31 protein-coding genes and 1 other RNA gene are annotated in these 25,809 nt (G+C 60.9%); 16 read left to right on the forward strand and 16 right to left on the reverse strand.

Annotation, left to right across the window (positions count from 1 at the left end; translation table 11 throughout):
- Positions 1–17 precede the first annotated feature (17 nt).
- From hpf to npr, 4 genes are read left to right on the forward strand one after another with little or no spacing between them, the layout of a single operon-like run.
- Complete coding sequence (gene hpf / locus I6L38_RS21390) at positions 18–305, forward strand: ribosome hibernation promoting factor (protein ID WP_005305957.1); 288 nt, start codon at positions 18–20, stop codon at positions 303–305.
- A 2-nt stretch (positions 306–307) separates the two neighbouring features.
- Positions 308–754 carry a PTS IIA-like nitrogen regulatory protein PtsN gene (gene ptsN, locus I6L38_RS21395; RefSeq protein WP_005305951.1) on the forward strand — a complete coding sequence of 149 codons (447 nt, stop codon included), beginning with the start codon at positions 308–310 and terminating at the stop codon, positions 752–754.
- A 42-nt stretch (positions 755–796) separates the two neighbouring features.
- A complete protein-coding gene (rapZ, locus tag I6L38_RS21400) occupies positions 797–1,663 on the forward strand; it encodes an RNase adapter RapZ (protein WP_005305946.1) in 867 nt (288 codons plus the stop codon).
- Positions 1,664–1,683: 20 nt separating this feature from the next.
- Positions 1,684–1,956 (forward strand): PTS phosphocarrier protein NPr, encoded by a 273-nt coding sequence (gene npr, locus I6L38_RS21405; protein WP_005305943.1) that lies wholly within the window; start codon positions 1,684–1,686, stop codon positions 1,954–1,956.
- 15 nt (positions 1,957–1,971) lie between these two features.
- Here npr and I6L38_RS21410 read toward each other — a convergent pair whose 3' ends face one another.
- The 12 genes from I6L38_RS21410 to I6L38_RS21465 all read right to left on the reverse strand — a co-directional run bounded on the left by I6L38_RS21410 (position 1,972) and on the right by I6L38_RS21465 (position 12,838).
- Positions 1,972–3,876, reverse strand: a complete 1,905-nt coding sequence (locus tag I6L38_RS21410) for a transcription antiterminator (protein ID WP_201889597.1) — start codon at positions 3,874–3,876, stop codon at positions 1,972–1,974.
- 104 nt (positions 3,877–3,980) lie between these two features.
- A complete protein-coding gene (locus I6L38_RS21415; RefSeq protein ID WP_201889598.1) occupies positions 3,981–4,721 on the reverse strand; it encodes a KDGP aldolase family protein in 741 nt (246 codons plus the stop codon).
- Positions 4,721–5,836 carry a DgaE family pyridoxal phosphate-dependent ammonia lyase gene (locus tag I6L38_RS21420; protein ID WP_201889599.1) on the reverse strand — a complete coding sequence of 372 codons (1,116 nt, stop codon included), beginning with the start codon at positions 5,834–5,836 and terminating at the stop codon, positions 4,721–4,723. Before I6L38_RS21420 ends, I6L38_RS21415 begins: the two co-directional genes overlap by 1 nt.
- A complete protein-coding gene (locus tag I6L38_RS21425) occupies positions 5,820–6,959 on the reverse strand; it encodes an amidohydrolase/deacetylase family metallohydrolase (protein WP_201889600.1) in 1,140 nt (379 codons plus the stop codon). Before I6L38_RS21425 ends, I6L38_RS21420 begins: the two co-directional genes overlap by 17 nt.
- A gap of 42 nt (positions 6,960–7,001) precedes the next feature.
- Positions 7,002–7,652 carry a DUF4310 family protein gene (locus I6L38_RS21430; RefSeq protein ID WP_017766404.1) on the reverse strand — a complete coding sequence of 217 codons (651 nt, stop codon included), beginning with the start codon at positions 7,650–7,652 and terminating at the stop codon, positions 7,002–7,004.
- Positions 7,653–7,663: 11 nt separating this feature from the next.
- Positions 7,664–8,440: a DUF4311 domain-containing protein gene (locus I6L38_RS21435; protein WP_043171631.1), complete on the reverse strand. Its 777-nt coding sequence runs from the start codon at positions 8,438–8,440 to the stop codon at positions 7,664–7,666.
- A 40-nt stretch (positions 8,441–8,480) separates the two neighbouring features.
- Positions 8,481–8,777, reverse strand: a complete 297-nt coding sequence (locus I6L38_RS21440; RefSeq protein ID WP_017782409.1) for a DUF4312 family protein — start codon at positions 8,775–8,777, stop codon at positions 8,481–8,483.
- The gene (locus I6L38_RS21445) at positions 8,777–9,142 is read right to left on the reverse strand and encodes an SFCGS family glycine-rich protein (RefSeq protein ID WP_005305917.1); all 366 of its coding nucleotides are present in this window, start codon (positions 9,140–9,142) and stop codon (positions 8,777–8,779) included. Before I6L38_RS21445 ends, I6L38_RS21440 begins: the two co-directional genes overlap by 1 nt.
- A complete protein-coding gene (locus I6L38_RS21450) occupies positions 9,143–9,505 on the reverse strand; it encodes a PRD domain-containing protein (RefSeq protein WP_005305914.1) in 363 nt (120 codons plus the stop codon).
- A 298-nt stretch (positions 9,506–9,803) separates the two neighbouring features.
- The gene (gene degS / locus I6L38_RS21455; protein WP_017779755.1) at positions 9,804–10,925 is read right to left on the reverse strand and encodes an outer membrane-stress sensor serine endopeptidase DegS; all 1,122 of its coding nucleotides are present in this window, start codon (positions 10,923–10,925) and stop codon (positions 9,804–9,806) included.
- An 89-nt stretch (positions 10,926–11,014) separates the two neighbouring features.
- Positions 11,015–12,376, reverse strand: a complete 1,362-nt coding sequence (locus I6L38_RS21460; RefSeq protein ID WP_216988914.1) for a Do family serine endopeptidase — start codon at positions 12,374–12,376, stop codon at positions 11,015–11,017.
- Positions 12,377–12,457: 81 nt separating this feature from the next.
- On the reverse strand, positions 12,458–12,838 hold the full coding sequence (locus I6L38_RS21465; RefSeq protein ID WP_005305902.1) for a YhcB family protein: 381 nt from the start codon (positions 12,836–12,838) through the stop codon (positions 12,458–12,460).
- 140 nt (positions 12,839–12,978) lie between these two features.
- Here I6L38_RS21465 and zapE point away from each other — a divergent pair, with 140 nt between their 5' ends.
- The 8 genes from zapE to I6L38_RS21505 all read left to right on the forward strand — a co-directional run bounded on the left by zapE (position 12,979) and on the right by I6L38_RS21505 (position 19,152).
- Entirely contained in the window at positions 12,979–14,073 is a 1,095-nt protein-coding gene (zapE, locus tag I6L38_RS21470; protein ID WP_043171629.1) for a cell division protein ZapE, read from the forward strand.
- 266 nt (positions 14,074–14,339) lie between these two features.
- Positions 14,340–14,768 carry a 50S ribosomal protein L13 gene (gene rplM / locus I6L38_RS21475; RefSeq protein WP_005305895.1) on the forward strand — a complete coding sequence of 143 codons (429 nt, stop codon included), beginning with the start codon at positions 14,340–14,342 and terminating at the stop codon, positions 14,766–14,768.
- Between the two features lie 15 nt (positions 14,769–14,783).
- Complete coding sequence (rpsI, locus tag I6L38_RS21480; RefSeq protein ID WP_005305893.1) at positions 14,784–15,176, forward strand: 30S ribosomal protein S9; 393 nt, start codon at positions 14,784–14,786, stop codon at positions 15,174–15,176.
- A 295-nt stretch (positions 15,177–15,471) separates the two neighbouring features.
- Entirely contained in the window at positions 15,472–16,062 is a 591-nt protein-coding gene (petA, locus tag I6L38_RS21485) for a ubiquinol-cytochrome c reductase iron-sulfur subunit (RefSeq protein WP_005305890.1), read from the forward strand.
- 2 nt (positions 16,063–16,064) lie between these two features.
- Positions 16,065–17,282, forward strand: coding sequence for a cytochrome bc complex cytochrome b subunit (locus tag I6L38_RS21490; protein ID WP_005305888.1), 1,218 nt, complete (start codon positions 16,065–16,067; stop codon positions 17,280–17,282).
- Entirely contained in the window at positions 17,279–18,013 is a 735-nt protein-coding gene (locus I6L38_RS21495; RefSeq protein ID WP_010635938.1) for a cytochrome c1, read from the forward strand. The genes I6L38_RS21490 and I6L38_RS21495 overlap by 4 nt, the downstream gene beginning before the upstream one ends.
- A gap of 87 nt (positions 18,014–18,100) precedes the next feature.
- On the forward strand, positions 18,101–18,730 hold the full coding sequence (sspA, locus tag I6L38_RS21500; protein WP_010635939.1) for a stringent starvation protein SspA: 630 nt from the start codon (positions 18,101–18,103) through the stop codon (positions 18,728–18,730).
- Positions 18,727–19,152: a ClpXP protease specificity-enhancing factor gene (locus tag I6L38_RS21505; RefSeq protein ID WP_017766408.1), complete on the forward strand. Its 426-nt coding sequence runs from the start codon at positions 18,727–18,729 to the stop codon at positions 19,150–19,152. Before sspA ends, I6L38_RS21505 begins: the two co-directional genes overlap by 4 nt.
- 45 nt (positions 19,153–19,197) lie before the next feature.
- On the opposite strand, the gene dolP is transcribed toward I6L38_RS21505, so the two are convergent.
- The 4 genes from dolP to I6L38_RS21525 are packed head-to-tail and all read right to left on the reverse strand — an operon-like array spanning position 19,198 to position 22,601.
- Positions 19,198–19,776, reverse strand: coding sequence for a division/outer membrane stress-associated lipid-binding lipoprotein (gene dolP / locus I6L38_RS21510; protein WP_005305875.1), 579 nt, complete (start codon positions 19,774–19,776; stop codon positions 19,198–19,200).
- A 4-nt stretch (positions 19,777–19,780) separates the two neighbouring features.
- Complete coding sequence (locus I6L38_RS21515; protein WP_005305871.1) at positions 19,781–20,371, reverse strand: SIS domain-containing protein; 591 nt, start codon at positions 20,369–20,371, stop codon at positions 19,781–19,783.
- 9 nt (positions 20,372–20,380) lie between these two features.
- A complete protein-coding gene (locus tag I6L38_RS21520; RefSeq protein WP_254204172.1) occupies positions 20,381–20,773 on the reverse strand; it encodes a YraN family protein in 393 nt (130 codons plus the stop codon).
- Positions 20,694–22,601, reverse strand: coding sequence for a penicillin-binding protein activator (locus tag I6L38_RS21525; RefSeq protein WP_081013004.1), 1,908 nt, complete (start codon positions 22,599–22,601; stop codon positions 20,694–20,696). The genes I6L38_RS21520 and I6L38_RS21525 overlap by 80 nt, the downstream gene beginning before the upstream one ends.
- 79 nt (positions 22,602–22,680) lie before the next feature.
- Between I6L38_RS21525 and rsmI the strand changes: the two genes are divergently transcribed.
- The 4 genes from rsmI to rsmH all read left to right on the forward strand — a co-directional run bounded on the left by rsmI (position 22,681) and on the right by rsmH (position 25,809).
- On the forward strand, positions 22,681–23,514 hold the full coding sequence (gene rsmI, locus I6L38_RS21530; RefSeq protein ID WP_005305861.1) for a 16S rRNA (cytidine(1402)-2'-O)-methyltransferase: 834 nt from the start codon (positions 22,681–22,683) through the stop codon (positions 23,512–23,514).
- Positions 23,515–23,576: 62 nt separating this feature from the next.
- Positions 23,577–23,963: RNase P RNA component class A (gene rnpB, locus I6L38_RS21535), an RNA gene on the forward strand.
- Positions 23,964–24,411: 448 nt separating this feature from the next.
- A complete protein-coding gene (gene mraZ, locus I6L38_RS21540) occupies positions 24,412–24,870 on the forward strand; it encodes a division/cell wall cluster transcriptional repressor MraZ (protein ID WP_216988915.1) in 459 nt (152 codons plus the stop codon).
- Complete coding sequence (gene rsmH / locus I6L38_RS21545; protein WP_019839161.1) at positions 24,871–25,809, forward strand: 16S rRNA (cytosine(1402)-N(4))-methyltransferase RsmH; 939 nt, start codon at positions 24,871–24,873, stop codon at positions 25,807–25,809.

The raw sequence follows: 25,809 nt of genomic DNA on the forward strand, positions 1-25,809 counted from the left end.
AACAAAAGGAAGACGTTATGCAAATCAACCTGACCGGACACCATGTCGAGATCACCGAAGCTCTGCGTGATTATGTGAACAACAAATTTGCCAAACTCGAGCGTCACTTTGACCACATCAACAATGTTCATGTGGTATTGAGCGTAGAAAAACTGAACCAGATCGCCGAAGCCAAGCTGCATGTCAGCGGGGGTGAGGTGTTCGCCAACTCGCAGCATGCCGACATGTATGCGGCGATTGATACCCTGCTGGACAAGCTGGATCGGCAGATCATCAAGCACAAAGATAAGTTAAACCAAAAATAACCATGCAACTTGAACACATACTGAGTCGGGACTGCACCAAAAGTGCGGTCCCTTGTACCAGCAAGAAACGCGCCCTGGAGATCATCAGCGAGTTAGCCGCTGAGCGCCTGGGGACCTCTCGTCAGGTACTCTTCGAGTGCCTGCTGGCGCGAGAAAAGATGGGCAGTACCGGGATCGGTGCCGGTATCGCCATTCCCCATGGCCGGATCGGCGACGAGTTTCCGCCGACCGCGATCCTGATGACCTTCGCAGAGCCTATCCCCTTCGATTCCATCGACAATCAACCGGTTGACCTGCTGTTTGCCCTGCTGGTGCCGGAAAGCGAGTGCAAGCAGCACCTCAAGACCCTTTCCCTGATGGCATCCAAACTGGGTGACAAGGCGGTATGCCGCCAGTTGCGCCAGGCAACCAGCGATGAAGAACTCTATCAGATCATGACATCGGCCTGAGATGCAGGCCCTTGCAATGACGCCAAGCGGTGAGGGAACAAGATGCAATTAATAGTGGTGAGTGGGCGCTCCGGCTCGGGCAAGACAGTTGCCCTGCGTGTGCTGGAGGATCTCGGTTATTACTGCGTGGATAACCTGCCGGTCAACCTGCTGCCCCAGTTGATCGTGTCGGTCGAGAGCCAGTATGACAAGCTGGCGGTCAGCATCGACGTGCGCAACCTGCCGGCGAGTTCCGACAAGCTGGAAACCCTGCTGGCTCAGGTACGCAACGAGGGGCGTGTGGAGTTCACGAGCTTCTTCTTCGATGCGGAAAACTCCACCCTGCTCAAGCGTTACGGCGAGAGCCGCCGGCTGCACCCCCTGTCGCGCAACAAGCTGTCGCTCGACGAGGCGATCCGGGAAGAGACCCACCTGCTGGCGCCGCTCTCCTCGACGGCCGATCTGCGCATCGACACCACCAACCTCAGCATTCACGACCTGAGCGAGCTCATCAAGACCCGGGTGCTCGGCAAGAAGGAGAACGAGCTGGTGCTGGTGTTCGAGTCGTTCGGCTTCAAGTACGGCATTCCCAAGGATGCCGACTTCGTGTTCGACGCCCGCTTCCTGCCCAATCCGCACTGGATCCCGGAGCTCAAGCCGTTTACCGGCAAGGATGAACCTGTAGCCCGCTACCTCTCCAGCCAGCCCGACGTGATGCAGTTCATCCTGCAGATTGAGAACATGCTGGCGACCTGGTTGCCCCACCTGGAGCGCAACAATCGCAGCTATGTGACGGTCGGGATTGGCTGTACCGGTGGTCAGCACAGATCGGTATTCATTGCCGAGCAGCTGGCCGGCGCCTTCCGCCTGCTGGGCAAGAACGTCCAGATCCGCCACCGCACCCTCGACAAGAGTGCGCCGCAATTTTGATGGACCAATAGGAAGATCAGATGACCGTCTCAGCCTCGGTGGAAGTGAAAAACAAACTGGGCATGCATGCCAGACCGGCCATGATGCTGTTCGAGCTGGTGCAGGGGTTCGATGCCCACGTGTTGCTGCGCAACGAAGAGGGGGTCGAGGCCGACGCGGACAGCGTGATTGGCCTGTTGATGCTGGACTCCGCTCAGGGCAAGCAGGTGGAAGTCCAGGTGGAGGGGCCCGAGGAAGTGGAGGCCCTGGCCGCTGTGGTGGCGCTGTTCACCTCGGGTTTCAACGAGGAGTAGCCGGCCCCTTCATGCTCAAGGTGCGCTGCGTGCCAGCGCCTTGAAGGCGGCAAAGTCCCGACAAGCCAGCAGATTTCTGCTGGCTTTTTCGTTCATCAACGCCAGGAACAGGTCGTAGAGCCCCATCGCCTCCTCATAGTCGGCCTTGGCGATGGCCAGCACGAAGATGAGGGTGGCGCTCTCGCCGTTGCCCCAGTCAATCCCCTGCGGGGCTAGCACGGTATAGACCAGGGTACGGCGTGCCAGCAGACCGAGGGAGTGGGGCAGGGCGATGCCGTCCCCCAGCAGGGTGGAGACGATCCGCTCCCGCTCCTGCAAGGATCCCCGAAAGCCGCTCTCCACCAGACCCTCCGCCTCCAGCTGGCTGCAGATGCGATCAAACAGCGCCTCCTGGCTGAGCGGTTCGCTGACCACCATGAAGTGGTCGGCATCGAAGTACTTGTCGAGCAGGTAGGGGCGGGTGCGATCGACCAGCACCAGCTTGCCGAGCTGCTCCAGCTGGTACTGGGTGGGGAAGGGTGCGACCTGCACCACGGGCACGTTCTTGTCGCTCACCTTGACGGTGCTGATGACGAAATCCTGCTCGACTCGCACCAGCCCTTCGTAATCCCGCACCGACTCCAGTGTGGTCAATTGCAGCTGGGGATACTCCCGCTTGATGCGAGCCTCCAGCACCCGGAAGGTGGCGTTGCCCGCATCGCACAACAGCAGCGCCTGGGGACGGCGGGTGTAGCCGATGTCGTAGTGACGCTCCAGTCCAACCCCTATGTGGATCACTAGATAGCCTATCTCGTGGTGGGTCAGCCGGTAAGGGGTCTGCTTGATCCACTCCGAGATGGCCGCCAGCGTGATGTCGTAGGCGAGGGGGTAATACTGCTTGATGTGGTCTGCCAGCGGATTGTGGCTGCCAATCTGGTATTTGACCCGCAGCAGCATGGCACTGATATGGGTCTGCAGGTCGGCCCGCAGTTGCAGGTCGCCGCGCAGGTCATAGGGGTAGTGCTGGTGGATGTAGGCCAGCAGATGCTCCACCAGCTGCTCGCTCTCGGCCGCCATGGCCGGGCTGAGCTGGGGGGCATCGGCGGTGAGGCGGGCCTGGATCTGGATGGCGAGGCAGGCTATCTCCTCTTCCCCCGGCGGGGTCAGGGTCGGCAGCTCACCATAGATGTCGCGGGCGACCGCCAGCAGCGGCGCCGTGAGATCTTCGCCGGTGAATTGGCGCAGCTCGTGGCCTGCCGCCTGGCGCAGCAGGGCGACGGCGCAGTAGATGGCGAGCTGCTGCAGGCTCTCGTCGGCCAGGCGCAGCTGGTGGTGGCCGAGCTGCTCGTGGATGTGATTGCCCACTACCTCCAGCGTCTTGCTGGGACAGAGGTTGGGCAGCAGGCTCTGCAGCGGGTTGCTGTGCAGCAGCTCCTGATAGAGCAGCTGGGTGAGGCAGGCGCGGATGGCCGTCTCTCCCCCCTGGATCCGCATCCCCTGCCTGGGTTTGCTGTCGATGGCGAGGTCGAAGTGGGCGAGCCGATCCCGCACCTCCGCCATGTCCCCCTGCAGCGCCGCCCGGCTCAGATACCAGGTGTCCGCCAGCTCGTCGAGCTTGATGCCCTGCTCCGCCGTCAATAGCAGGATCTGCAGGTGCAGCACCCGCTCGCGGCTGGTGCGAGGCAATCCGCTCTCCTGCTCCTGGGCCACCAGCAGCGCCTCGAACAGCTCCTGATTGTAGATCTTGAGCTGATAGCCGCTGCCGCGCTGGTGGATCAGGTGGGCGCCCCGGGTGGCGATGATCTCGTTGAGGGTCGCCACGTCGGTGCGCACGGTGCGGGTGGAGACGTTGAGGCGGCGGGCCAGCTCCTCCTGCGGCAGCGGTTCGGCGTGGAGCAGGGTGAGCAGTTGCTGGAGTCTGGGGTGGGGCAGCTTGGTCATGAGGGGGGATCGGACTCCTGTCGCGGAATAGAAAATCGATGTTAACAAGCGAGTCAATGACAAGCCAGGCACCGGCCAGTGATCGGACCGGTGCCTGAGGGCTGTCAGGCCAGCAGCCGCTTCACCGTGGCCAGCAGGGTCCGCACGTCCTCGGGACGGGTCTGACCGCTTGCGCTGTCGATGATGGAGCTGTAGATGTGGGGGATCATCTTCTCGACCCCGGCATCCAGCGCAATTCGCACTATCTCCTCGAAGTTGTCGAGATCGATGCCGCCGGTGGGCTCCAGCCAGAAGCCGTGGCGGGAACAGGCCTCGGCCACCGCCTGATACTCGGCGCGGCAGGTCAGCCCGCCCATGGGGAAGAACTTGACCGAGCTGCCACCCATGTCCTTGAGCAGGGCGATGGCGGTATCGATGGGGACAATCCCGTCCGGCTGCCCGGCGCTGAGCGGGCCTGTGGAGATCTTCACCATGCCCGGCGTACCGGTAGGGGAGATCAGCCCATTCACCAGCGTTTGCGATTGGCCGAGCAGCGCCCGGCTGGCGCCGACCCCGGTGAACACCTGGTTGACGTGCTGGGGCTGCAGCTGGCGAGCCAGCTCGGCCACCATGGCGGACTGGCGCGGATCGCCGGCCCCCAGCCCGATGGAGAGGGCATTGTCGATTAGCTTGGCGTAGGCCTGCATGTCGGCCACTGCGGAGGGCACATCCGGGTAGTTCTTGGAGAGCACGCCGACCAGCACGTGACCCTCGGCGGCTTCATAAATGTCGACGGCATTCTGTCGGGAGCCGGCCAGCACGTTGAGGCAGACCCGATCGCGGTAGTAATTGGGGGTAAGAGACATCAGTTGTTCTCCTGAACGAGGTGGGCAATGGCGGCATGGATCTGGTCGAGCTGGGGCAGGGTGACGCTGCGCACGTCGATCTCGATGTGCCCCTCGTTGGCCTTGTAGCCGCGGCAGTAGATGGCCGGCGTACCCTGTTGCAGACGGGCGACGATCTGCACTGTGGTCATGCCGATCTGCTGGTGGTCGAAGGCGATATCGGTGCGGGCGATGTCGCGCCCAGCGCTGTCCCACACCACCTTGGCGCTGACGCCGGGCAGCTGGTTGAGCCGCTCGATGAAGGGGGTCATCTTGGCGACCATGGCGGCGCCGCTCTCCTTCTCTTTGACCAGGTAGCGCTCGATGGCGTGGGTGAGGCCGAGGATCCCCTCCTTGCCCACCTTCATGGCACGGCCGATGCCGTTGGCCTGCTGCTTGACCCACTCCACGTACTGACGCTTGCCGAGTACCAGCCCGCTGGTGGGCCCTTCGATGGCCTTGGCGCCGCTGTAGATGACCAGGTCGGCCCCCAGGTTGTAGTAGAGACGCAGATCCTCCTCGGCCGCCGCATCGACGATGAGCGGGAGCCCGTGGGCCTTGGCCACCTCGGCTGCCTCGGCCACCGACAGAATGCTCTTTTGCACGCAGTGGTGAGACTTGATGTAGAGGATGGCTGCGGTATTGGCATTGATGGCGGCGGCCAGCTGGGCGGCAGAACACTCGTTGGCGTAGCCGGCCTCCACCACCTTGCCGCCCCCCAGGTTGACCATGGTGCCGACCGGGGCGCCGAAGTTGACGTTGTGTCCCTTGGGCAGCACGATTTCGCTCGGCACATTGTGGGCATGAGCATGCAACTGCTCGAGGCGGTAGGGGTCGCCGCGCACGATCACGGCGGCCACCGACTGGGCGATGCCGGCGCTGGCGCAGGAGACCACCACCGCATCTTCCACACCCAGCAAGCCGGCCAGGTAGGCGCCGGTCTTGTTGACCAGATCCTTCACCTCGAAGTAGTGGCCAAGGCCGAAGTTGACCGCATCGACCACCTCCTGCTCGGGGGTGGAGACGCCGAGAATGGTCATGCGCCCGGAGGCGTTGATCACCGGTTTGAGCTGATATTTCTCATACACAGAAGGCATGGTGTGATTTCCCATAGTGAGTCAGAACCAGTTCGCCACCGACCAGGGCGGCGAGGGGCAGCAACTGCTGGTCGCCATTGCGGGCGCCGGCTTCGGTATCGGTAAAGAGGGTGGGGCCGTTCATCACCTCGAACAGGGTCAGATCGGCATCGGCGCCCACCTCGAGTCGCCCCTTGCCGGACAGGCGCAGGGCATCGGCGGCATGGTGGGTGACGCAGGCCAGTACCTGCTCCAGGGTCATGCCGATGGTGAGAAACTTCGACATCACGTGGGCCAGGCTGTAGACAGGCCCCTTGATGCGGTTCTTGCAGTAGATGTCGGAGCTGATGGTGCGGGGCAGGATCCCCTGGGCAATGGCCAATTCCGCGACCTCGAAGCTGAAGCTGGCGCCGCCGTGGCCGATGTCGAGCAAGAGACCCCGCTGCATCGCCTCACGCACCGCCTGGCGCAGCTCGCCGGCCGGGGTCAGGATGCGATTGGGCTTGCCGTTGAAGCAGTGGGTCAGCAGATCGCCATCCCCCAGCAGGGCGACGATCTCGTCCAGATCCGGCGGCGTGTTGCCCACGTGTACCATCAGCGGCAGCCGACCGTGGGCCTGTTGCAGTGCCTTGGCCATGCGCAGCGGCTGCAGGCCGTTCTCACCCACCACGCTGCCGCTCATCCGCGCCTTGATGCCGACGATGAAGCCGGGGTGGCGGGCAATGGCCGCCGAGGCGAGATCCATATCGAGGTCCCGGCTGTCGGCCAGCTCGTTCTGGCGCAGCAGGCCGATGCGAGAGACGTTGAGCAGGGCGTGCACCCGGGTCTTGCAGCCGGCGGCGAGACGCTGGAAGTCATCCACGTCGTCGGCCCCGGTGCTGCCGGCGTCGATGACGGTGGTGACGCCGGACTCAACGCCCACCTTGTCCGGTTCATCGTGATAGAGGGGGGAGGCGGGGTAGCAGTGGGTGTGGCCGTCGATCCAGCCGGCGCTCACATGCACCCGGCCGCCGAGATCCAGGGTCTGCTGCGCCATGGCCGTCTCTGGCAGGGAGCCGAGGGCGGCGATTTTGCCCTGCTGGATGGCGATATCGACGAGCTGGCCATCTCCCTGGCGCCCCGCTCTGATGATGATGTCGTACATGCTGATGGCCTCTAGCGTGCCGCCCCGCAGGGCGGCGGATGGTTATGCAAGCGCAACCGGGAAGAAGGTACCCAGCAGCATGGCCCCCAGGATGGCGCCACCAGTGATGGGTTTGCCCCACACGTAGAACAGCAGCGCACCCAGCAGGGAGCCGATGCCGATGGGGATGGAGGCGCCCATGGCGGAGAGGATGATGAGGGGGCCGAGGAAGCGGCCCGAGCTGTTGCCAGCCCCCATCATCACATCCGCCCCGTAGGTGGAGTTGCTCTGGTTGATGGTGAACTTGCGCGCCAGGATGATCACATAGCCGATGGCCAGACCAATCACCATGCCGGTCACCAGCGAAGCGGGGAAGTTCTCCACCGGATAGATGATGCCGGCCCCCAGCAGCAGGGCGGGCACGCCGAGGCCGACCCCGGTCTGGATGGCACCGCCGATGTCCAGGATCCCCACCAGAGAGCCCTCGATGATGCGGGCGAACAGGAAGCTGGCGCCGAAGGCCGCCACCGCGCCGTAGGCGCCGGTGTCCATCCCGGCCTTGAGCATGGCGACGAAGGCCACCTCGTTGAAGGCGCCGACCCCGTACAGGTAGAACATGTGGGTACCGGCAAAGACCCCGGCCGAGAGCAGGCCGACGAAGATGGGGAAAGACCAGTCGGCATACCAGAAGTTGTTTTTCAGTTTCTCATCCACGGTGTGACCCCTTATTTGCCGCTCAGCAGGTTATGGACGTTTTCCAGCCACAGGGGAATGCCCAGATGGAAGGACTCGATGAGTTTCATGTCGAAGCCGCGGAAGAAGCCGCTCAGCACGAACAGCAGGACGATGGCGGCCATCATCACCTTGGTGACGTGGTTCCAGCCACTCTCTTCCACCCCCTTGCCGATCAGGATGCCGAGCACCAGACCCGGTACCGCGTTGCCCATGATGAGCTGGGCCAGACCGCCGAAGATAGTGGCCCAGAAGCCGGACTTCTTGCCCGCCTCGATGGCGGCCAGCCAGAAGATCACCGGCATGACGGTGTTGACCAGCAGGTTGGCGGCCGGCACCAGTACCTTGACCGCGGTGACCTGCAGGGCGGCCGGCACGGCGGCGGCGGTACTGTTGAGGAAGGCGACCACGATGGCACCTATGATGCCGCAAGCGATGGCCATCTTCTTCGGGTCATGCAGGGTGGTGGCGAGATCCCGGTTCTTGATCATCAGGGCTGCCGCGCCCCAGTTCGGCAAGATGCGGTGATCCACGTCCTGGGTGAAGGCGCCGGCTGCGACCGTGGAGGCCCAGGCGTTGAAGTAGAAGCCCAGACCAAACGAGAAATGGGAGGCGGGATCCCCTTCGCAGGAGTTGAGCTCGCCCAGGGTACGGAAGGCGCCCATCCCCTGCACGGTCGGGGCGTGGAACATCCGTGCAGCGCCGGCCCCCACCCCGACGCCAACCAGGCCGCCAATGATGAGTGACTTGATAAATATGATTAGAAACATCCCATGTATCCTTCTTGTGGCGGTGTTGCCGCGGGCGGCGTCACACCCGGGTAAAGGTCACCTTGTCGGTGTCCAGGCTGGTGACCCTGACCGTGATGGCGAGCCGAACCCGGTATTCGTGGCGCTGGCGCGGCAGGAAGAAGAACAGGAACTTCTCCACCCGGACCGACTCCTCGGCCTCGATCACCTCGATCTCGACCGGTTCGATGCGCAGCAGCACCCGCGGGTTGTCCTTGAGCAGCGTGGATTGCACCTGGCTGAGGGCGGCGGCGAACGCCTGCTGACGGGTCGCGCCCTTGCCGTTGACGGTGACCTGGGTGGTGAAGTCCTCTTTCATCAGGCGCGTCCGTGTTTCTTGGCAAACGCCTCGACCAGCTTCTGGCCCAGCTCTTCCTTGTCCATGAAGCCGAAGCCGAGCACCACGCACCCCTCGTTGATGGCGGTCACGCCCTCTTCGATGGAGCGCATGCCGTAGCGGCACTTGTAGCCGTACTTGGTCTGGGCCGTGATGGCGCCGGCGCCGCCGCTGCCGCAGAAGGAGATGCCGAGATCCGCCTGCTCCTTGTTCATCACGTCGCCGAGCTTCATGTCGGCGGCCATGCCGGGGATGACGGTCACGCTGGCACCGGCGGCTTCCGCGCCTGCACCGACTTTCTGGCCCTTGCCGAGGCGATCACCGATCACGAGTTTGATGGCTGTCATTTAGCATTCTCCTTTGACTGAACTGAGTTCGTTTTCTTTGGCTACTTCGAAATGGACGGACAAGAGGTGCGCCTCTTCATAGGCGAGCCGCTCCAGCCAGCTGACGACCTGCTCGGCCAGACGCAGGGAGAGGGGGGAGATCTCCTCGAACAGGCTGAGGTCGACCTCCGGCAGCGGCTCGCCACTGTGGGAGCGCCACACCATGGCTTTGACGTGAGAGGCCAGCATCTGCTGCTGTACCTCGTTGGGGCGGATGCCCTGTTCGGCCAGCAGGATATGGATGCGCGCCAGGATCTGGTCGGTTTGGCGCAACAGGGCAGGGCTGTCCGGGGTCAGGGGCTGGTCATGGGTCTCTGTGTGCAATGTCTGCTCTCCAAGGCTGGCAGAAGGGATAGCGTTACCCTAAGCCGGTCATGTTCGGGAGAGGAGGCACCGTTTTTCCGATTCGAAGCGGAAATTCGCGCGTCAGTTGGCCAATTGAAGCCGCTTTTGCGGCATCAAGCGGAAAAGAGAGCTCATTGGCGCCTATTTTGTGTGATCAGGGGCGCACTTGGCGTTGGATGAGGGGCTGGTGGCCCTTGGCTGAAACTGTGAGTCGCCTCACGGCCGGGAGGGGAAAAGGGAGGAGAAGGGGCGACTCGTCGCCCCGACCGTGGAGATGTCAGCTGGCGGTGGCCGCGCTGGCGCTGGCCCGGTTCTGGTAGCGCAGATCCTCTTCGATGGTGACCTCCACCTCCAGCGGTTTGCCGTCGCGGATCACCGAGATGGTGAGTTTGGTGCCGGGCCGGCTCTCGACGATCTTGTCCATGGCGGCCCGCACGCCGCTGATGGCCTCGCCGTTGATCTTGAGCAGCACGTCGCCCCGTCGCAGTCCGCCCTTGGTGGCCGGCCCGTTGGGATCCAGGCTCTCCACCACCAGGCCGCGCAGGTCACCCAGATTCATCATGCGGGCGACGATGGGATTGATCTCGACGCTGGAGATGCCGAGGTAGCCGCGGATCACCCGGCCGTTGGCGATCAGCTCGTCCATGATGCGCTTGGCCAGCTTGTAGGGAATGGCGAAGCTGATGCCGTAGCTCTCCTGATTGCCGTTGAGGTGGTAGGCGGCGGTGTTGATGCCCACCAGATCGCCGCGGGCATTGACCAGGGCGCCCCCCGAGTTGCCCTCGTTGATGGCGGCGTCGGTCTGCAGCAGATCCTGCCGGCCGTTGCTGTCCGGCCCCATGCTGGAGAGGCCGATGCGGCCGGTGGCGCTGATGATGCCCTGGGTGATGGTCTGGCCGACGTTGTAGGGGTTGCCGATGGCGAGCACCACGTCGCCCACGTCGGGCAGCCGCTCCGGATCCTGCGGGATCACCGGCAGGTTGTCCGACTCGATGTAGAGCACCGCCAGGTCGGTGAGCTGGTCGGTGCCGACCAGTTCGGCGCTGAACACCCGTCCGTCCTGCAGCGCGACTATGATCTGGTCCGCATCGGCGATGACGTGGTAGTTGGTCAGCACGTGGCCGCGCTGGTTCATGATGACGCCGGAGCCCAGCCCCTGGGGCCTGAGTTCGGTCTGGTTGCCCTGATTGCGGGCGAAGCTGCGGGTATAGATGTTGACGACGGCAGGGCCGGCGCGGTGCGCCGCGTAGGAGAAGCTCAGTTCACGGGCATTGGTGATGAGGCCGGGCAGTTGGGCCCCGCCTCGAAAATTGGGAAACAGCAGCAACAGTAGCGCCGCCACGGTGAGACCGAAGCCGACAGACTTGCCCAAGTAACTGACTATAGGGGGGATTTTCATGTCATTCTCATCCGTACATAGAGCGGGCAGAGAATAACACTATCGGTGGATAAAAATCACCCGCGGCAGGCGCCGCGGGTGAGAGGAGATTAACGAATTACCAGGTAGAGCGAAGAGTCGCCGCGCTGGATGTTGAGGGCCAGCACATCCGGCTTGTTCTTCAGTGCCTTGCTCAGCTCTTCCAGCGAGTTGATGCGCAGGCGGTTGACGCCGATGATGACGTCGCCCTTCTGCAGACCGGAGGCGGCGGCAGGGGAGCGCGGATCGATCTCGGAGACGGCCACGCCGCTCACCGGCTCGCTGGTGGTGCTCAGCTTGGCCCCTTCCAGTGCCGGGTGCAGCGCGCTGGCCAGGATTTCGCTGTCATCCGCCTTCTTCAGGGTGACCTTGACGGTCTGCTCCTTGCCATCGCGGATCAGGCCCAGTGCCACCTGCTTGTCGGCACCCATGGTGGCAATCTTGGCCCGCAGCTCGCCGAAGGAGCGGATGGCCTTGCCGTCGATGCTGACGATGATGTCGCCCGGCTTGATGCCGGCCTTGGCGGCCGCAGAGTCAGGCATCACCTGGTTGACGAAGGCGCCGTCCTTCTTGTTGTAGCCGAAGGTCTTGGCCACTTCAGAGGTGAGCTCGGTCCCTATGATGCCCAGCTGGCCACGGCGGACTTCACCGTATTTCACGATCTGTTCGGACAGGTCGCGCACCATGTTGGACGGAATGGCAAAGCCGATGCCGATGTTGCCGCCGTTGGGGCCCAGGATGGCGGTGTTGATGCCGATCAGCTCGCCACGCAGGTTGAGCAGGGCGCCACCCGAGTTGCCCGAGTTGATGGCCGCATCGGTCTGGATGAAGTTTTCCAGGTTCTCGATGTTGAGGCCGCTGCGACCGAGCGCACTGACGATGCCGGAGGTGACGGTCTGGCCGAGACCGAACGGGTTGCCGATGGCCAGCGCATAGTCACCGACCCGCAGCTCGTCAGAGTCGGCGAATTTGATCTGTACCAGATCCTCGGCCTTGATTTGCAGCAGAGCGATGTCGGACTGCTTGTCTTCGCCGATCTTCTTGGCGGCGTATTCACGGCCATCTTTCAGGTTGACCTTGATCTCGTCCGCCTCGTGCACCACGTGGGCGTTGGTGATCACGTAGCCCTTCTTGGCGTCGATGATGACGCCGGACCCGAGCGCCTGGAAGGGCTGCTCGCTTACCTGTTCGTCAGGCATGTTGGGGCCAAAGAAGAAGCGAAACTGTTCCGGCAGACGCTGGCGGGTGATCTTCTTGCCGGAGACGGAAATGTTGACCACGGCAGGGGTGACTTGTTCGAGCACCGGCGCTAGGCTCGGCATCTCCTGATTGTTCGCCAAAAGGGAGGGCAGTGCAGCCTGCACGGGGGCCGCAGACATGGCGATGCCGACACTGAAGGCTAACACACTGAGCACAGAAAGAGGTTTACGCATATGAAAAACAGCTCCCAGAAAAAGTTGCAATGCAATCGTGAAGGTCTGACCACGATACAGCGCAATTAGTTCCGCGGGGAACTAACTGGACTGCTTGAGCAGACCGGAGGCCCCTGCATAGTCACGGGGCGGTACACCCGGTTCTTCATTGGCCGGGACATCGCTGCTCTCGTCGAGCAGAGTTTCACGGAACAGCGGTTCCTGGGCCTTGGCCAAGAATTTGCTCTGCTCCGCCATATGGCGATAAAGGGTCTGGTACTGCTCGGCCAACTGCTCCATCAGGGCGGCACTGTCGGCGAAGTGGGTATTGATCTGACCCTGGTAGCTTTCCAGTTCCTTGTGAGCCTTCTTCAGTTCTTGTTCCAGACGGCCGGCATCCCGGCTGCGCACTGTGAAGCGACCGATGATGATACCGATAATCAAGGCGGCGACAGCCAGCAGGATCCCGTTTAACAGACTCATAGATGCTCCTTGTTACAGCTAAACCAATGTATGTTAATGCGGCCTGAACGGCCGCTACGCCTTGATGGCACTATACCGTGCACCCCGAGGGCGTGATACCATTTTGTCCTTCATTCAGGGACTTGAAGGCAATTGACAGGATGACCCCGCAGCAAAAATATCAGCAGGATTTGCAGCGCCCCGGCTTCGTGGCCGACCCTGCTCAGGCGATGGCAGTGGCCCGTCTGGAGCGACTCTATCAGGATTTGTGCCAAACCCCGACTCCGACCAGATCCCGCGGTCTGCTGGGCTGGCTGCAAAAGCCGAAGCCCCGTACGCCCATCCTGGGGTTATATATGTGGGGTGGCGTGGGCAGAGGCAAGACCTGGCTGATGGATACTTTTTTCGACAGCCTGCCCGGGGAGCGCAAACTGCGTATCCACTTCCATCGTTTCATGCACCGGGTGCACGATGAGCTCAAGGGGCTGACCGGCCAGGCCGATCCGCTCAAGCTGATCGCCCGCAAGCTGGCCGACGAGACCGACGTCATCTGCTTCGACGAATTTTTCGTCTCCGACATTACCGATGCCATGCTGCTGGGGACCCTGTTCCAGGAGCTGTTCGGCCATGGGGTCGTGCTGGTGGCGACCTCGAACATACCGCCGCAGGATTTGTATCGAAATGGTTTGCAACGTGCCCGTTTTCTACCGGCCATTGCCCTTATAGAGCGTCATTGCGAGATACTTAACGTGGATGGCGGTACCGATTATCGCCTGCGCACGCTGGAGCAGGCGGAGATATATCACTTCCCGCTGGATCGGCAGGCAAAATCCAATCTCGAGCTCTATTTTCAACAATTAACCGGGCTGCAACAGGCCCTGCCGGGCCAGGTCGAGATCAATCACCGTCAGCTGGCGTCGCTGGGGATGGGGGAAGGTGTGCTCTATATGGAGTTCGAGCAACTTTGCTGCACACCCCGTTCCCAGAGCGACTATATCGAGCTGGCGCGGCTGTTTCACACCGTCCTGCTGGCCAATGTGCAGCCCATGGGGGCAGGCTCGGATGACGCGGCGCGCCGCTTCATCGCCATGGTGGACGAGTTCTATGAGCGGCACGTCAAGCTCATCATGTCGGCGGCGGTGCCCATGCAGGAACTCTACGGTCACGGGCTGCTGGATTTCGAATTCCAACGTTGTCTTTCACGGCTTCAGGAAATGCAATCGCACGAATACCTTGCCAGAGTGCACCTTCCTTAGTCACAATACCGCGCCTGCCAGTCGGATGGGCATCTGCGGCAGGTAGGGCCGGGCGACATTTGCTAGCTTCATGGCAGTGAAATTAGCAGGTGATATTTAAGGCAACTTCACTTATAATCGCCCGGCCCACGTTACAGCTGTCGATAAGACAGCAACACTTTAAGCTTTACTTGTATTCGAAGGGGTACAGGTAGGCCATCGTTTGTTGTTTGTGGGAGAGCCCCCATAAGCAATTGGGTCTGTAACAGGTAATTGGGTTTAACTTAATGAAAACTTTCGTTGCCAAGCCAGAAACCGTAAAACGTGACTGGTACATTGTGGACGCAGAAGGTAAAACTCTGGGTCGTATCGCAACCGAGATCGCTGCTCGTCTGCGTGGTAAGCACAAAGCTGAGTACACTCCGCACGTTGACACCGGTGATTACATCATCGTTGTAAACGCCGAGAAGGTACACGTAACCGGTAAGAAATCTACCGACAAAATGTACCACGCTCACTCCGGTTTCCCGGGTGGTATCAAGTCCATCAGCTTCGACAAGCTGATTCAGCGTAAACCGGAAATGGTAATCGAAGCTGCCGTCAAAGGCATGCTGCCGAAGGGTCCGCTGGGCCGTGCCATGTTCCGTAAACTGAAAGTTTACGCAGGCGCCGAGCACGCTCATGCTGCTCAGCAACCTCAAGTACTGGATATCTAATCGGGAACTGGCAACATGGCAGAAAATCAATACTACGGTACTGGCCGTCGCAAAAGCTCCACTGCTCGCGTATTCATCAAAGCGGGTAGCGGTAAAATCGTAATCAACCAGCGCTCCCTGGAGCAGTACTTCGGCCGTCCGACTGCCCGCATGGTAGTTCGTCAGCCGCTGGAACTGGTTGAGATGACCGAGAAACTGGATCTGTTCATCACCGTTAACGGTGGCGGCATCTCCGGTCAAGCTGGTGCGATCCGTCACGGTATCACTCGTGCTCTGATGCAGTACGATGAAACCCTGCGTTCCGAACTGCGTAAAGCTGGCTTTGTTACTCGTGATGCCCGTAAGGTTGAGCGTAAGAAAGTCGGTCTGCACAAAGCTCGTAAGCGTCCGCAGTACTCCAAGCGTTAATTCGCTTTTTGTACGCACTCTCGCGAGTGTCAAAAAAGCCTGGCCACGTGCCAGGCTTTTTTTATTGGTAATATTACGAACGGTATTGCTAACACTACGTCACAAAAGACAAAAAATTGTGTATTTATTGTTTTTGACCTTCGCTTCTCTTTCTTGTCAAGTTGTTATCTTTTCTTTAAAATTCCCTCGGTTTTTCTGTGACAATTGTAACTCCGCTTCCGCCGCTGTTGTCACGGAAGAAAGGGGAACAGGGACACAATAAGAATGTGCGGAGTCCACATGGGAGAGTTTTTGGATGAGCAATGCGCCAGTTGATACCGGTCGCCGCAGATTTCTTACCTGGTCAACGGTCGCCGTTGGTGGGGTAGGAGCTGCTTTTACCGCAGTGCCGTTTATTAAGTCATGGAACCCGAGTGCCAAAGCCAAAGCGGCGGGTGCTCCGGTTGAAGTGGATATCAGTAAGTTGGAACCAGGCCAGCTCATCCGTGTTGAGTGGCGAGGCAAGCCGGTCTGGGTGGTGAAACGCACCAAACAGACGCTGGATGCCCTGGCCGCGCATGACGACAAGCTGCGCGACCCGGCTTCTGACGAGCCCCAACAACCCGACTATGCCCACAATGGCTACAGATCCATCAAGCCGGAGATCTTCGTGGCCGTCGGTATTTGTACCCACCTGGGCTGCTCTCCCTCCTACCTGCCGGACAACTTCGGCGAACAGGTGCAGGGGGTGACTTCCGGTTTCTTCTGCCCGTGCCATGGCTCCAAGTTCGACATGGCTGGTCGAGTGTTCCAGGGGGTGCCAGCACCCTTGAACCTGGTCATTCCGCCGTACCAATATCTTAGCGACACCACCATCCTGGTCGGTGCCGATGGCAAGGAGGCCTGACCATGTTTGCCAAACTGATGGGCTGGATTGACTATCGCTTTCCGCTCACCGCCATGTACAACGACCACATGGCCAAGTATCCGGCGCCCAAGAACCTGAACTTCTGGTACTTCTTCGGCTCGCTCGCCATGCTGGTGCTGGTCAACCAGATCATCACGGGCATCTGGCTGACCATGAACTACAACCCCTCCGCCGAAGGTGCCTTCGCCTCCGTGGAGTACATCATGCGGGATGTGGATTACGGCTGGCTGCTGCGCTACATGCACTCCACCGGCGCGTCCGCCTTCTTCATCGTGGTCTACCTGCACATGTTCCGCGGCATGATCTACGGCTCCTACCAGAAGCCGCGCGAGCTGCTGTGGATCTTCGGCATGCTGATCTTCCTCTGCCTGATGGCGGAAGCCTTCATGGGCTACCTGCTGCCGTGGGGGCAGATGTCTTTCTGGGGCGCGCAGGTCATCATCTCGCTGTTCGGTGCCATTCCGGTCATCGGCGACGATCTGACCCTGTGGATCCGGGGTGACTACGTTATCTCTGGCGCTACCCTCAACCGCTTCTTCGCGCTGCACGTAATCGCCCTGCCGCTGGTGCTGGTGATGCTGGTTGCCATGCACATCCTGGCGCTGCACGAAGTGGGGTCGAACAACCCGGACGGCATCGACATCAAGAAGCACAAGGATGAGAACGGCTGGCCGCTGGATGCGGTGGCATTCCACCCCTACTTCACCGTCAAGGACATGATTGGCGTAGCCGGTTTCCTGTTCTTCTTCTGCGCCATCATCTTCTTCAAGCCGGACATGTGGGGTTACTTCCTCGAGAAGCCGAACTTTGAAGTGGCCAACGGCCTGAAGACCCCGGCACACATCGCGCCCGTATGGTATTTCACCCCCTTCTACGCCATTCTGCGGGCGGTACCGGACAAGCTGCTGGGCGTCATCATGATGGGCCTCTCCATCGTGGTGCTGTTCCTGCTGCCCTGGCTGGATCGCTGCAAGGTGCGTTCGGTGCGCTATCGCAGCACCCTGCACAAGCTGAACATCGCCCAGTTCGTGGTCTGCTTCATCATTCTCGGGGTACTCGGCGTGCTGCCATCGACCCCGACCCTGACGCTGATCGCCCAGATCTGTACCCTGGGTTATTTCGGGTTCTTCGTCCTGTTGTTCTTCTACAGCAAAAATGAAAGCACCAAGCCGCTGCCGGAAAGGGTGACATTCAAATGAAAAAAATAATATTTGCAGTGCTGACCCTGCTGCCATCACTGGTGTTTGCCAACACCGGGGCCGTGCATCTGGACAAGGCTCACTATGATCTGAACGACAAGGCGTCGCTGCAGCGTGGTGCCGCCACCTTCATGAACTACTGCTTTGGCTGTCACAGCACCCAGTACCAGCGTTACAACCGGGTAGCGGCAGACATCGGTATCCCGGAAGACCTGATGGCAGCCAACCTGATCGTCAATGGCGCCAAGATCGGTGATCTGATGGAAAACTCGGTTCCGGACAAGGATGCCGCCAAATGGTTCGGTGCGCCGCCCCCCGATCTGACGCTGGTCGCCCGGGTGCGTGGTGCGGACTGGATCTACACCTATCTGCGTTCCTTCTACGTGGACGAGACCCGTCCGTTTGGGGTGAACAACGCCGTGTTCCCGTCCGTGGGCATGCCTCACGTGCTGGAGCCGCTGCAGGGGACGCCCCGCGCCGAGTTTGCGACCCACCAGGTCGATGGTGTCGACGTTCAGCAGGTTGTCAGCATCAAATCTGACGGCAACGGTGAAATGAATAACGAAGAGTATGATCAGACGGTGCTGGATCTGGTAAACTTCTTGGTCTACTCGGCTGAACCGGTACAACAGGAGCGCGAACGCATGGGCTTCTGGGTGCTGGGTTTCATCGTGATCTTCTTCATCTTCACTGTGCTGTTGAAGAAGGAATTCTGGCGCGACGTTCACTAAGCGACCAGATCCGGGTAATATAATGCACGGCAATGAAGTCCAAGATGCTTCATTGCCGTTTCTGCTTTTTAATGACGGGAGGGTTCAATGGCTGTAGCTGCCAATAAGCGTTCGGTAATGACGCTGTTTTCCGGTGCCAACGACATGTTCAGCCATCAGGTGCGCATTGTCCTGGCGGAGAAGGGTGTTAGCGTAGATATTTGCCAGGTAGACCCTGCCAACCTGCCGGATGAGCTGGCCGAGCTGAACCCGTACAACACTGTACCGACCCTGGTTGATCGGGAGCTGGCGCTCTACACCTCGCGCATCATCATGGAATATCTGGACGAGCGTTTCCCGCACCCGCCCCTGATGCCGGTATACCCGGTGGCGCGCGGCAACAGCCGTCTGATGATGCATCGCATCGAGCTGGACTGGTACTCCCTGGCCGACAAGATCATGGCGGGTACCGACGTGGATGCGGCGCGTGCCGAGCTGCGGGACAACCTGCTGGCCATCGCCCCCATCTTCGGTGAGATGCCCTATTTCATGAGTGAAGAGTTCGGTCTGGTCGACTGCTACATGGCCCCGCTGCTGTGGCGTCTGCCGAGTCTGGGCATCGACTTCACCGGTCGTGGCGCCAAAGAGCTGAAGGCCTACATGGTTCGTTTGTTCGAACGTGAATCCTTCCAGGCTTCCCTGACCGAAGCCGAGCGCGAGATCCGCGCTGGCGTATGAGCATGGAACCGACGATGACGCCCAGTCGCCCGTATCTGTTGCGGGCGTTCTTTGACTGGTTGCTGGACAATGACCTGACCCCTCACCTGGTGGTCAACGTCAACATCCCCCATGTGATGGTGCCGATGCAGTTCGTTCAGGATGGGCAGATAGTGCTGAACATCGCACCTCGTGCGGTTGGGCAGTTCCACATGGACAATGATGCCATCAGCTTCAGCGCCCGCTTTGGTGGAGTTTCCCAGCAGGTCTACATCCCGATGGCGGCCGTGCTAGCCATTCATGCCCGGGAAAACGGCGTGGGCACCCTGTTCCCACCCGAGCCTGGGTATGATCTCTGGCTGGAGCAGGCCGAAGCGCCGGTAGAGCCTGAGCCGGAACCGCCGCGCCCGAGCGGTCGTCCGACCCTGAAGGTCATCAAATAAAAAACGCAGCCAATTGGCTGCGTTTTTTTATGGCGATCAACAGGGTCAGTTCTGGGCAAACTCGAAGGCCTTGATCACGCGCTTCACACCGCTGACGTGGCGGGCGATCTCGACGGCCTGATCCCCCTCCTGACGGGTCACCAGGCCGATCAGGAACACCTCGCCATTCTCGGTGACCACTTTGACCTTGGCGCTGTCGAAGTTCTTGGCGCCCAGCATGTCAGCCCGCACCTTGGAGGTGATCCAGGTGTCGTTGCTGCGTACCCCTATGCTGACTGGCTGGCCGAGGCGCAGCTCGTTGTAGACGTGGCGCACCCCCTCGATACGGGCCACTATCTTGCCAGCCTCGAGCTTGTAAGCGTCAGAAGGTGTCTGACCGACCAGCAGTACCCGGCCGTTGTTGCTGTAGACGCTGATCTTGCTGGCCGCGCTCAGCGGCTTGTTGTCGGCCAGCAGGTTAGCCGCCTTCAGTTCGATGGCCTGATCGTCCCATTGGGCGCCCAGGGTGCGGCGATCGCCGGAAGCCTTGGCGGTACCGGCGGCACCACCGACCACCACGGCCGCGCAACCTTGCAGCAGCAGGGTGCCGGCCAGCAGGCCGAGCAGGAGCGTTTGCTTCTTCATGGTTTCAATCTTCCTGTTGCGGGAAAAGAGTCTGGTCGATGAGATCACACAGGCAGTGCAGGGTCAACAGGTTCACTTCCAGAATGCGGGGACGACGGGCAGACGGCACCCGGATCTCCACATCGTTGGGACCGAGCAGACCGGCGATCTCGCCGCCATCACCGCCCCCCAGCACCACTATGGTCATGTCGCGGGAGAGGGCGGCCTCGGCGGCTTTGATCAGGCTGCGGCTGTTACCCGTGGTGGTGATGACCACCAGGATGTCGCCGGGCTGACCGAGTGCACGGATCTGCTTGGCGTACACCTCTTCAAAGCCGTGGTCGGTGGCGATGGCACTGATGGTTGCCATGTCCGGGGTCAGCGCCATGCCGGGCAGGGAGGGACGCTCGGTTTCGTAACAGTTGACCAGCTCAGAGATAAACAGCTGGGCCAGTGCTGCGGAGGGACCATTGCCGCATGCCATCACCTTGTGGCCATTGAGCAGACAGATGGTCAGCATCTGGGCTGCAGTATGGATGGCATCCGGCAGCGCCTCGGCGGCGGCTATCTTGGTCTGGATGCTCTCGGTGTAGTTTTCTTTGATGCGGTCAGTCATGGGGTCCTCTTAAAATGCGTTCTGGATCCAGTCCGGCTGGTCGCTTTCGAACGCGATCACATCGAATCGGCAGGCCTGGTTGGCCTCGTTGATGGCATGTTGCTTGAAATAGTGGCGTGCCGCCAGCACGATCTTGTGCTGTTTGCGTCGGGTGACGGAGCTGGCGGCGCCGCCGTGGCTGGCCTGGGCGCGATAGCGGACTTCAACAAACACCAGGATCTCCCCCTGGCGCATGATGAGATCGATCTCGCCGCCCCGACAGCGATAGTTGCGGGTCACGGGTTGCAGGCCGCGGGCCTGCAACCAGCGCTCCGCTACCTGCTCAAAGTGCTGTCCCTTGCTCGTTGGTGACGGGAACAGGTTCTGTAACTGCCGGCGCATCCGTGCCAGAAGTACCTTCATGGGGGACTCCCTCGAGCTGGGGCATGGCGCTGTCACTGACCAGCTTGCCATTCTGGTAGGTGGCCCAGTCCAGTACCCGTACTATGTTGCCGCCGGCATCCACGCTCAGCTGACCGCTCATGCCGGGCTGCTGCATGGCGTTGACCTTGCGCATCTGCTGCAGGTTCTCAGCCAGGCTGACGGCGTCATAGCCCAGCGCAAACAGACGCAGCAGGTCGCCCTGGGTCTGCGGCCAGAGCAGGGCGATCTGCTCGCGCTGCTTCTCGTAACCACCAAGCAGCAGCGGCATGTCGGAGATGTGCATGCCGTTGAGCTCGGAGGCCACCTCGGTGGTGGCGCTGTCGTAGCTGCGCGAACTGCTGTAGATCGGCAGGCTGCCCATCGGATTGACCGAGATGTCGACGTAGGGCTTGATCATCCGGGTCTCCAGGCTGTTGGCGACCACATAGACCACGTCGATGCTGCGCGGGGCGGCAGCGGAGAGCTGAACCACTTCGCCAGCCCGGGCGGTGGAGCGGCCGCTCAACGCATTCTTGACCATACCCTGCACTTCGTTGCGGGCACCGAAAGTGGCCACGACCGGTTTGTCCTGGCTTACGGTCGCCCAGGCCTGTTCAAACGCCTTGATGCTGCTGTAGCCGATCCGTCCCTGTGCCGCGATGAGCAGGGGTTTGCGATAACCCTGGCCATAGAGGTACTGGGCAGCCTGCGTTGCATCGGCGGCGGCTGAGAGGGAGAAGTAATAGGTGGTGTCGTTGACGATCGGCTTGTCCAGCTCATTGAGTGCCAGTACAGGCACGGTCGGATTGGCCTTGAGCAGCTCCTCGACCCTGTCTTTGAGCAGCGGGCCGATGATCATGTTGGCCCCTTCCTGAATGGCCTGCTTGTAGAGATCCGCCGTCGACTTGGTCTGGGTATCGTAGAAGTTCAGGGTAAACTGGCTCTGATTTTCCTTGTAAGACATCAGCATGCCGTTGCGGATTGCCGCACCCTGCGGTTCCAGGTTGCCGGACAGCGGCAGGAAGACGGCGATCTGCTGCAGGGCATTGATGTTGCTGGTGGCCAGATCACCGAGTCCGGCCGGCATGTCTTTCTGGGCCGGGTGGTTCGGGAAGGCCTGTTTCCAGCCGGCCAGCTGGCGAGCCAGCTGATTGGGCTGGGCACCGAATTCATTCACCAGCGCTGCCAGCCGCAGCCAGCCGGTGGTGACATCGGGAGCCGGTGCCTCTTCCAGCGCCTGCAGGGTGGAAGGGGTCATGCTCTTGAGCAGGGACCAGATCTGCTGATGATTGGTGGCCAGCTCATTCTGGGCCAGGTAGGGCTCCAGCAGGATCAGCGACTTGGCAGCACCAAACTTGTTGTTGATGTCGAGCTGCAGCACCACGCGCTGGCGGTACCAGTCCTTCTGGGTATCAGCATCCAGCGCCACATCGGGCTTGCCTTCCAGCAGGATCAGCGCCTGGTTGGCGTTGCCCTGGGCGAGCAGCAGGTGAGCCTGCAGCAGTTGCAGCTGGGCCTTCTGCTCGGCGCTCTGGGCCTGCTTCTGCAATTGCTGGAACAGGGCCGCGGCCGGCTTGGCCTGACCGAGCGCCAGATAGCTGCGCGCCGCCATCACTTGCCAGGTGAAGGCTTCGGCCGGTTTAGCCGGGTCCACCTGGGCCAGATACCACTGGGCATTCTTGGTAAGATCCGAGAAGGCCGACGGCATGCCGGACTGGCCAGCGGGTTGATTGGGCTCCGACGCACAGGCGGCGAGCAGGACTGCCGCGAGTAGGATGCCGAAGAGTCGTGATACACTTAGCTGCTTTATAACCCGGTTCAAGTTCATTCCCCGACCAGTGTTGAAATTCTCCATAGTGTAAACGGGCCAATATGGCGACACAATTGTCGGGACACTCGGAGCTCCCATGAGTGACATCCCAACCCTGTATATAGTCCCCACTCCGATCGGCAATCTGGCCGACATCACCCAGCGAGCACTGGATGTGCTGCGCAGCGTCGATCTGGTGGCCGCCGAGGATACCCGCCATACTGGCATCCTGCTCAGCCACTACCAGATCTCGGTACCGACCTTTGCGCTGCATGATCACAATGAACAGCAGAAAGCCGATGTGCTGATCGGCCGTATCAAGGAGGGCAAGAGCGTGGCTCTGGTCTCCGACGCGGGCACGCCGCTCATCAGCGACCCCGGTTATCACCTGGTCACCCGTTGTCGCGAAGCCGGGGTCAAGGTAGTGCCGCTGCCCGGCCCCTGCGCCGCCATCACGGCGCTCTCCGCCGCCGGGTTGCCCACCGACCGGTTTGCCTTCGAGGGTTTTCTGCCGGCCAAAGCCAAGGGGCGCGACGATCGTCTGCAGGCCGTGATTGAGGACACCCGCTCGCTGGTGTTCTATGAATCGCCGCGCCGAGTACAGGAGACGGTGGAAGCGATCGCCCGCATTCTGGGTGAGCGCCAGGTGGTGGTCTGCCGCGAGCTGACCAAGACCTTCGAGTCGATCCACGGTCTGCCTGCCTCCGAGATGCTGACCTGGCTCGGCGAAGATGAAAACCGCTGCCGCGGCGAGATTGTGCTGGTGGTGGCGGGGGCGAGCAAGGACGAAGAGGCCTTGCCGGCTGAGGCGATCCGCACCCTGGGGTTGCTGGTGGCCGAGCTGCCGCTGAAAAAAGCGGCGGCGCTGACCGCCGAGATCCACGGCGTGAAGAAGAATGCCCTCTACAAGTACGGCCTCGAGCACTATTAATTGCCGTAAACGGGAATTGCCGGTTTACCCCGCCGGCATCACGAGGCTATAATCCGCGCCTCGGAGTTGGCTGGGCAATCGCTGCTTCGTCGTTGTGTCCCTCGGGACAGACAGGCGGAGGGGAGGAAAGTCCGGGCTTCACAGGGCAGGGTGCCAGGTAACGCCTGGGGGGCGCGAGCCTACGACCAGTGCAACAGAGAGCAGACCGCCGATGGCCCGCAAGGGATCAGGTAAGGGTGAAAGGGTGCGGTAAGAGCGCACCGCGCGACTGGCAACAGTTCGTGGCACGGTAAACTCCACCCGAAGCAAGACCAAATAGGCCCCTATTGGCGCGGCCCGCGTTGGGGGCGGGTAGGTTGCTTGAGCCAGCGAGCGATTGCTGGCCTAGAGGAATGATTGCTACCCGGGGCAACCCGGTACAGAACCCGGCTTACAGGCCGACTCCGACCTCTTTCCTGAAGAGCCTTGCGATTTATCGCAAGGCTCTTTTTATTAACTGTAAAATACTGTCTCGGTTGACTCGGAATATTTACTATCGGGCTGGCCCTGCTTAACAAATGTGCTTTATATCAATCTGTTATGTGGTTTTTGTCCATGATGTCAGTATTGTGATGGCGCTGGAGAAACGTGACCTGCATGGCTGATTTTTATTCGCGTAATTCGTCAGTTTTTTAATTGCCGAAAATTAATCGAATTGCGGGTAACACAAATAACTTGTGGAAAATCAACTCATTTAATCCTCGCAGCGAAAATGCTGCGTCAATATGTTCCCCATGCCCGAGATCCTCGCTTGAAAAGCCCTCAGCACGTCCTTAAACTTCAAGGTGGGGAAAAGTGGATCAAAGTGGTTTTTATCGGGCGGTTTGCCCCCTTTAACTCATTTTCAGGGACTGCAATTTGTTGCGTGGTGCGCATGCCATCAGCCTGGACAGCAAGGGGCGATTGGCGATTCCGACCAAGTACCGTGATTGGCTGCGCGACGAGAGCGAGGGCCAGCTGGTCTGCACCATCGATATTGCCCACCCCTGTCTGCTGCTTTACCCCCTAAACGAATGGGAAGAGATCGAGCGCAAGCTCAAGACCCTCTCCAGCATGAATCCCCTTGAGCGCCGCCTGCAGCGGCTGTTGCTCGGGCATGCGACCGAATGCGAGCTGGACGGCAATGGCCGTCTGCTGCTCAGCCAGCCACTGCGCAGCCACGCGGGGCTGGACAAGAAAATCATGCTGGTGGGCCAGCTCAACAAATTTGAGCTATGGGATGAAGCCCGCTGGCAACAACAGGTCAATGACGACATTCAGGGCCTGCCCGAGGATGACTGGGTAAGCTCGCCACGACTACAGGATTTCTCTTTATAAATGACCCAAGCCGCTGAACACATTACAGTGCTGCTGCACGAAGCCGTCGAAGGGCTGGCCATCAAGCCGGACGGCATCTACGTCGACGGTACGTTTGGCCGGGGCGGTCACTCGCGCCTTATCCTGCAGCAGCTGGGCCCCAATGGCCGTCTGATTGCCATCGATCGGGATCCCCAGGCCATCGCCGAAGCGGCCAAGATCCAGGATCCGCGCTTCGAGATCGTGCACGGCCCGTTTTCCGGCATCACCACCTACCTGAGTGAGCGCGGCCTGCTGGGCAAGGTCGACGGTTTCCTGCTGGATCTGGGTGTATCTTCCCCCCAGCTGGACGATGCCGAGCGCGGTTTCAGCTTCATGAAGGACGGTCCGCTCGACATGCGGATGGATCCCACTTCCGGTCAGAGCGCCGCCGAATGGCTGGCCAGGGCCGATGTGGACGACATCGCCTGGGTACTGAAGACCTTCGGTGAGGAGCGCTTTGCCAAGAAGATTGCCCGCGCCATCGTGCATGACCGGGTCACCGAGCCCTATGTTCGCACCCGCCAGCTGGCGGAGATGATCGCCCGGGTCAATCCGAGCAAGGAAAAGGGCAAGCACGCTGCCACCCGCAGCTTCCAGGCCATCCGCATCTACATCAACAGCGAACTGGACGAGATCGAGACCGCACTCAACGGGGCCCTGGAAGTGCTGGCCCCCCACGGCCGCCTCTCCGTCATCAGCTTCCATTCGCTGGAAGATCGGCTGGTGAAGCACTTCATCCGCAAGCACGAGAAAGGCCCGGAAGTGCCGCACGGCATTCCGCTGACCGAGGCCCAGCTGGCCGGCGGTCGCAAACTGAAATCGGTCGGCAAGGCGCTCAAGCCTTCCGAGCATGAAGTCAACGAAAACAGCCGGTCACGCAGCTCGGTGCTGCGGGTGGCCCAGCGGCTGGCGGAGTAA

The organism is Aeromonas sp. FDAARGOS 1408 (assembly GCF_019048665.1).
GTDB lineage: Bacteria > Pseudomonadota > Gammaproteobacteria > Enterobacterales > Aeromonadaceae > Aeromonas > Aeromonas dhakensis.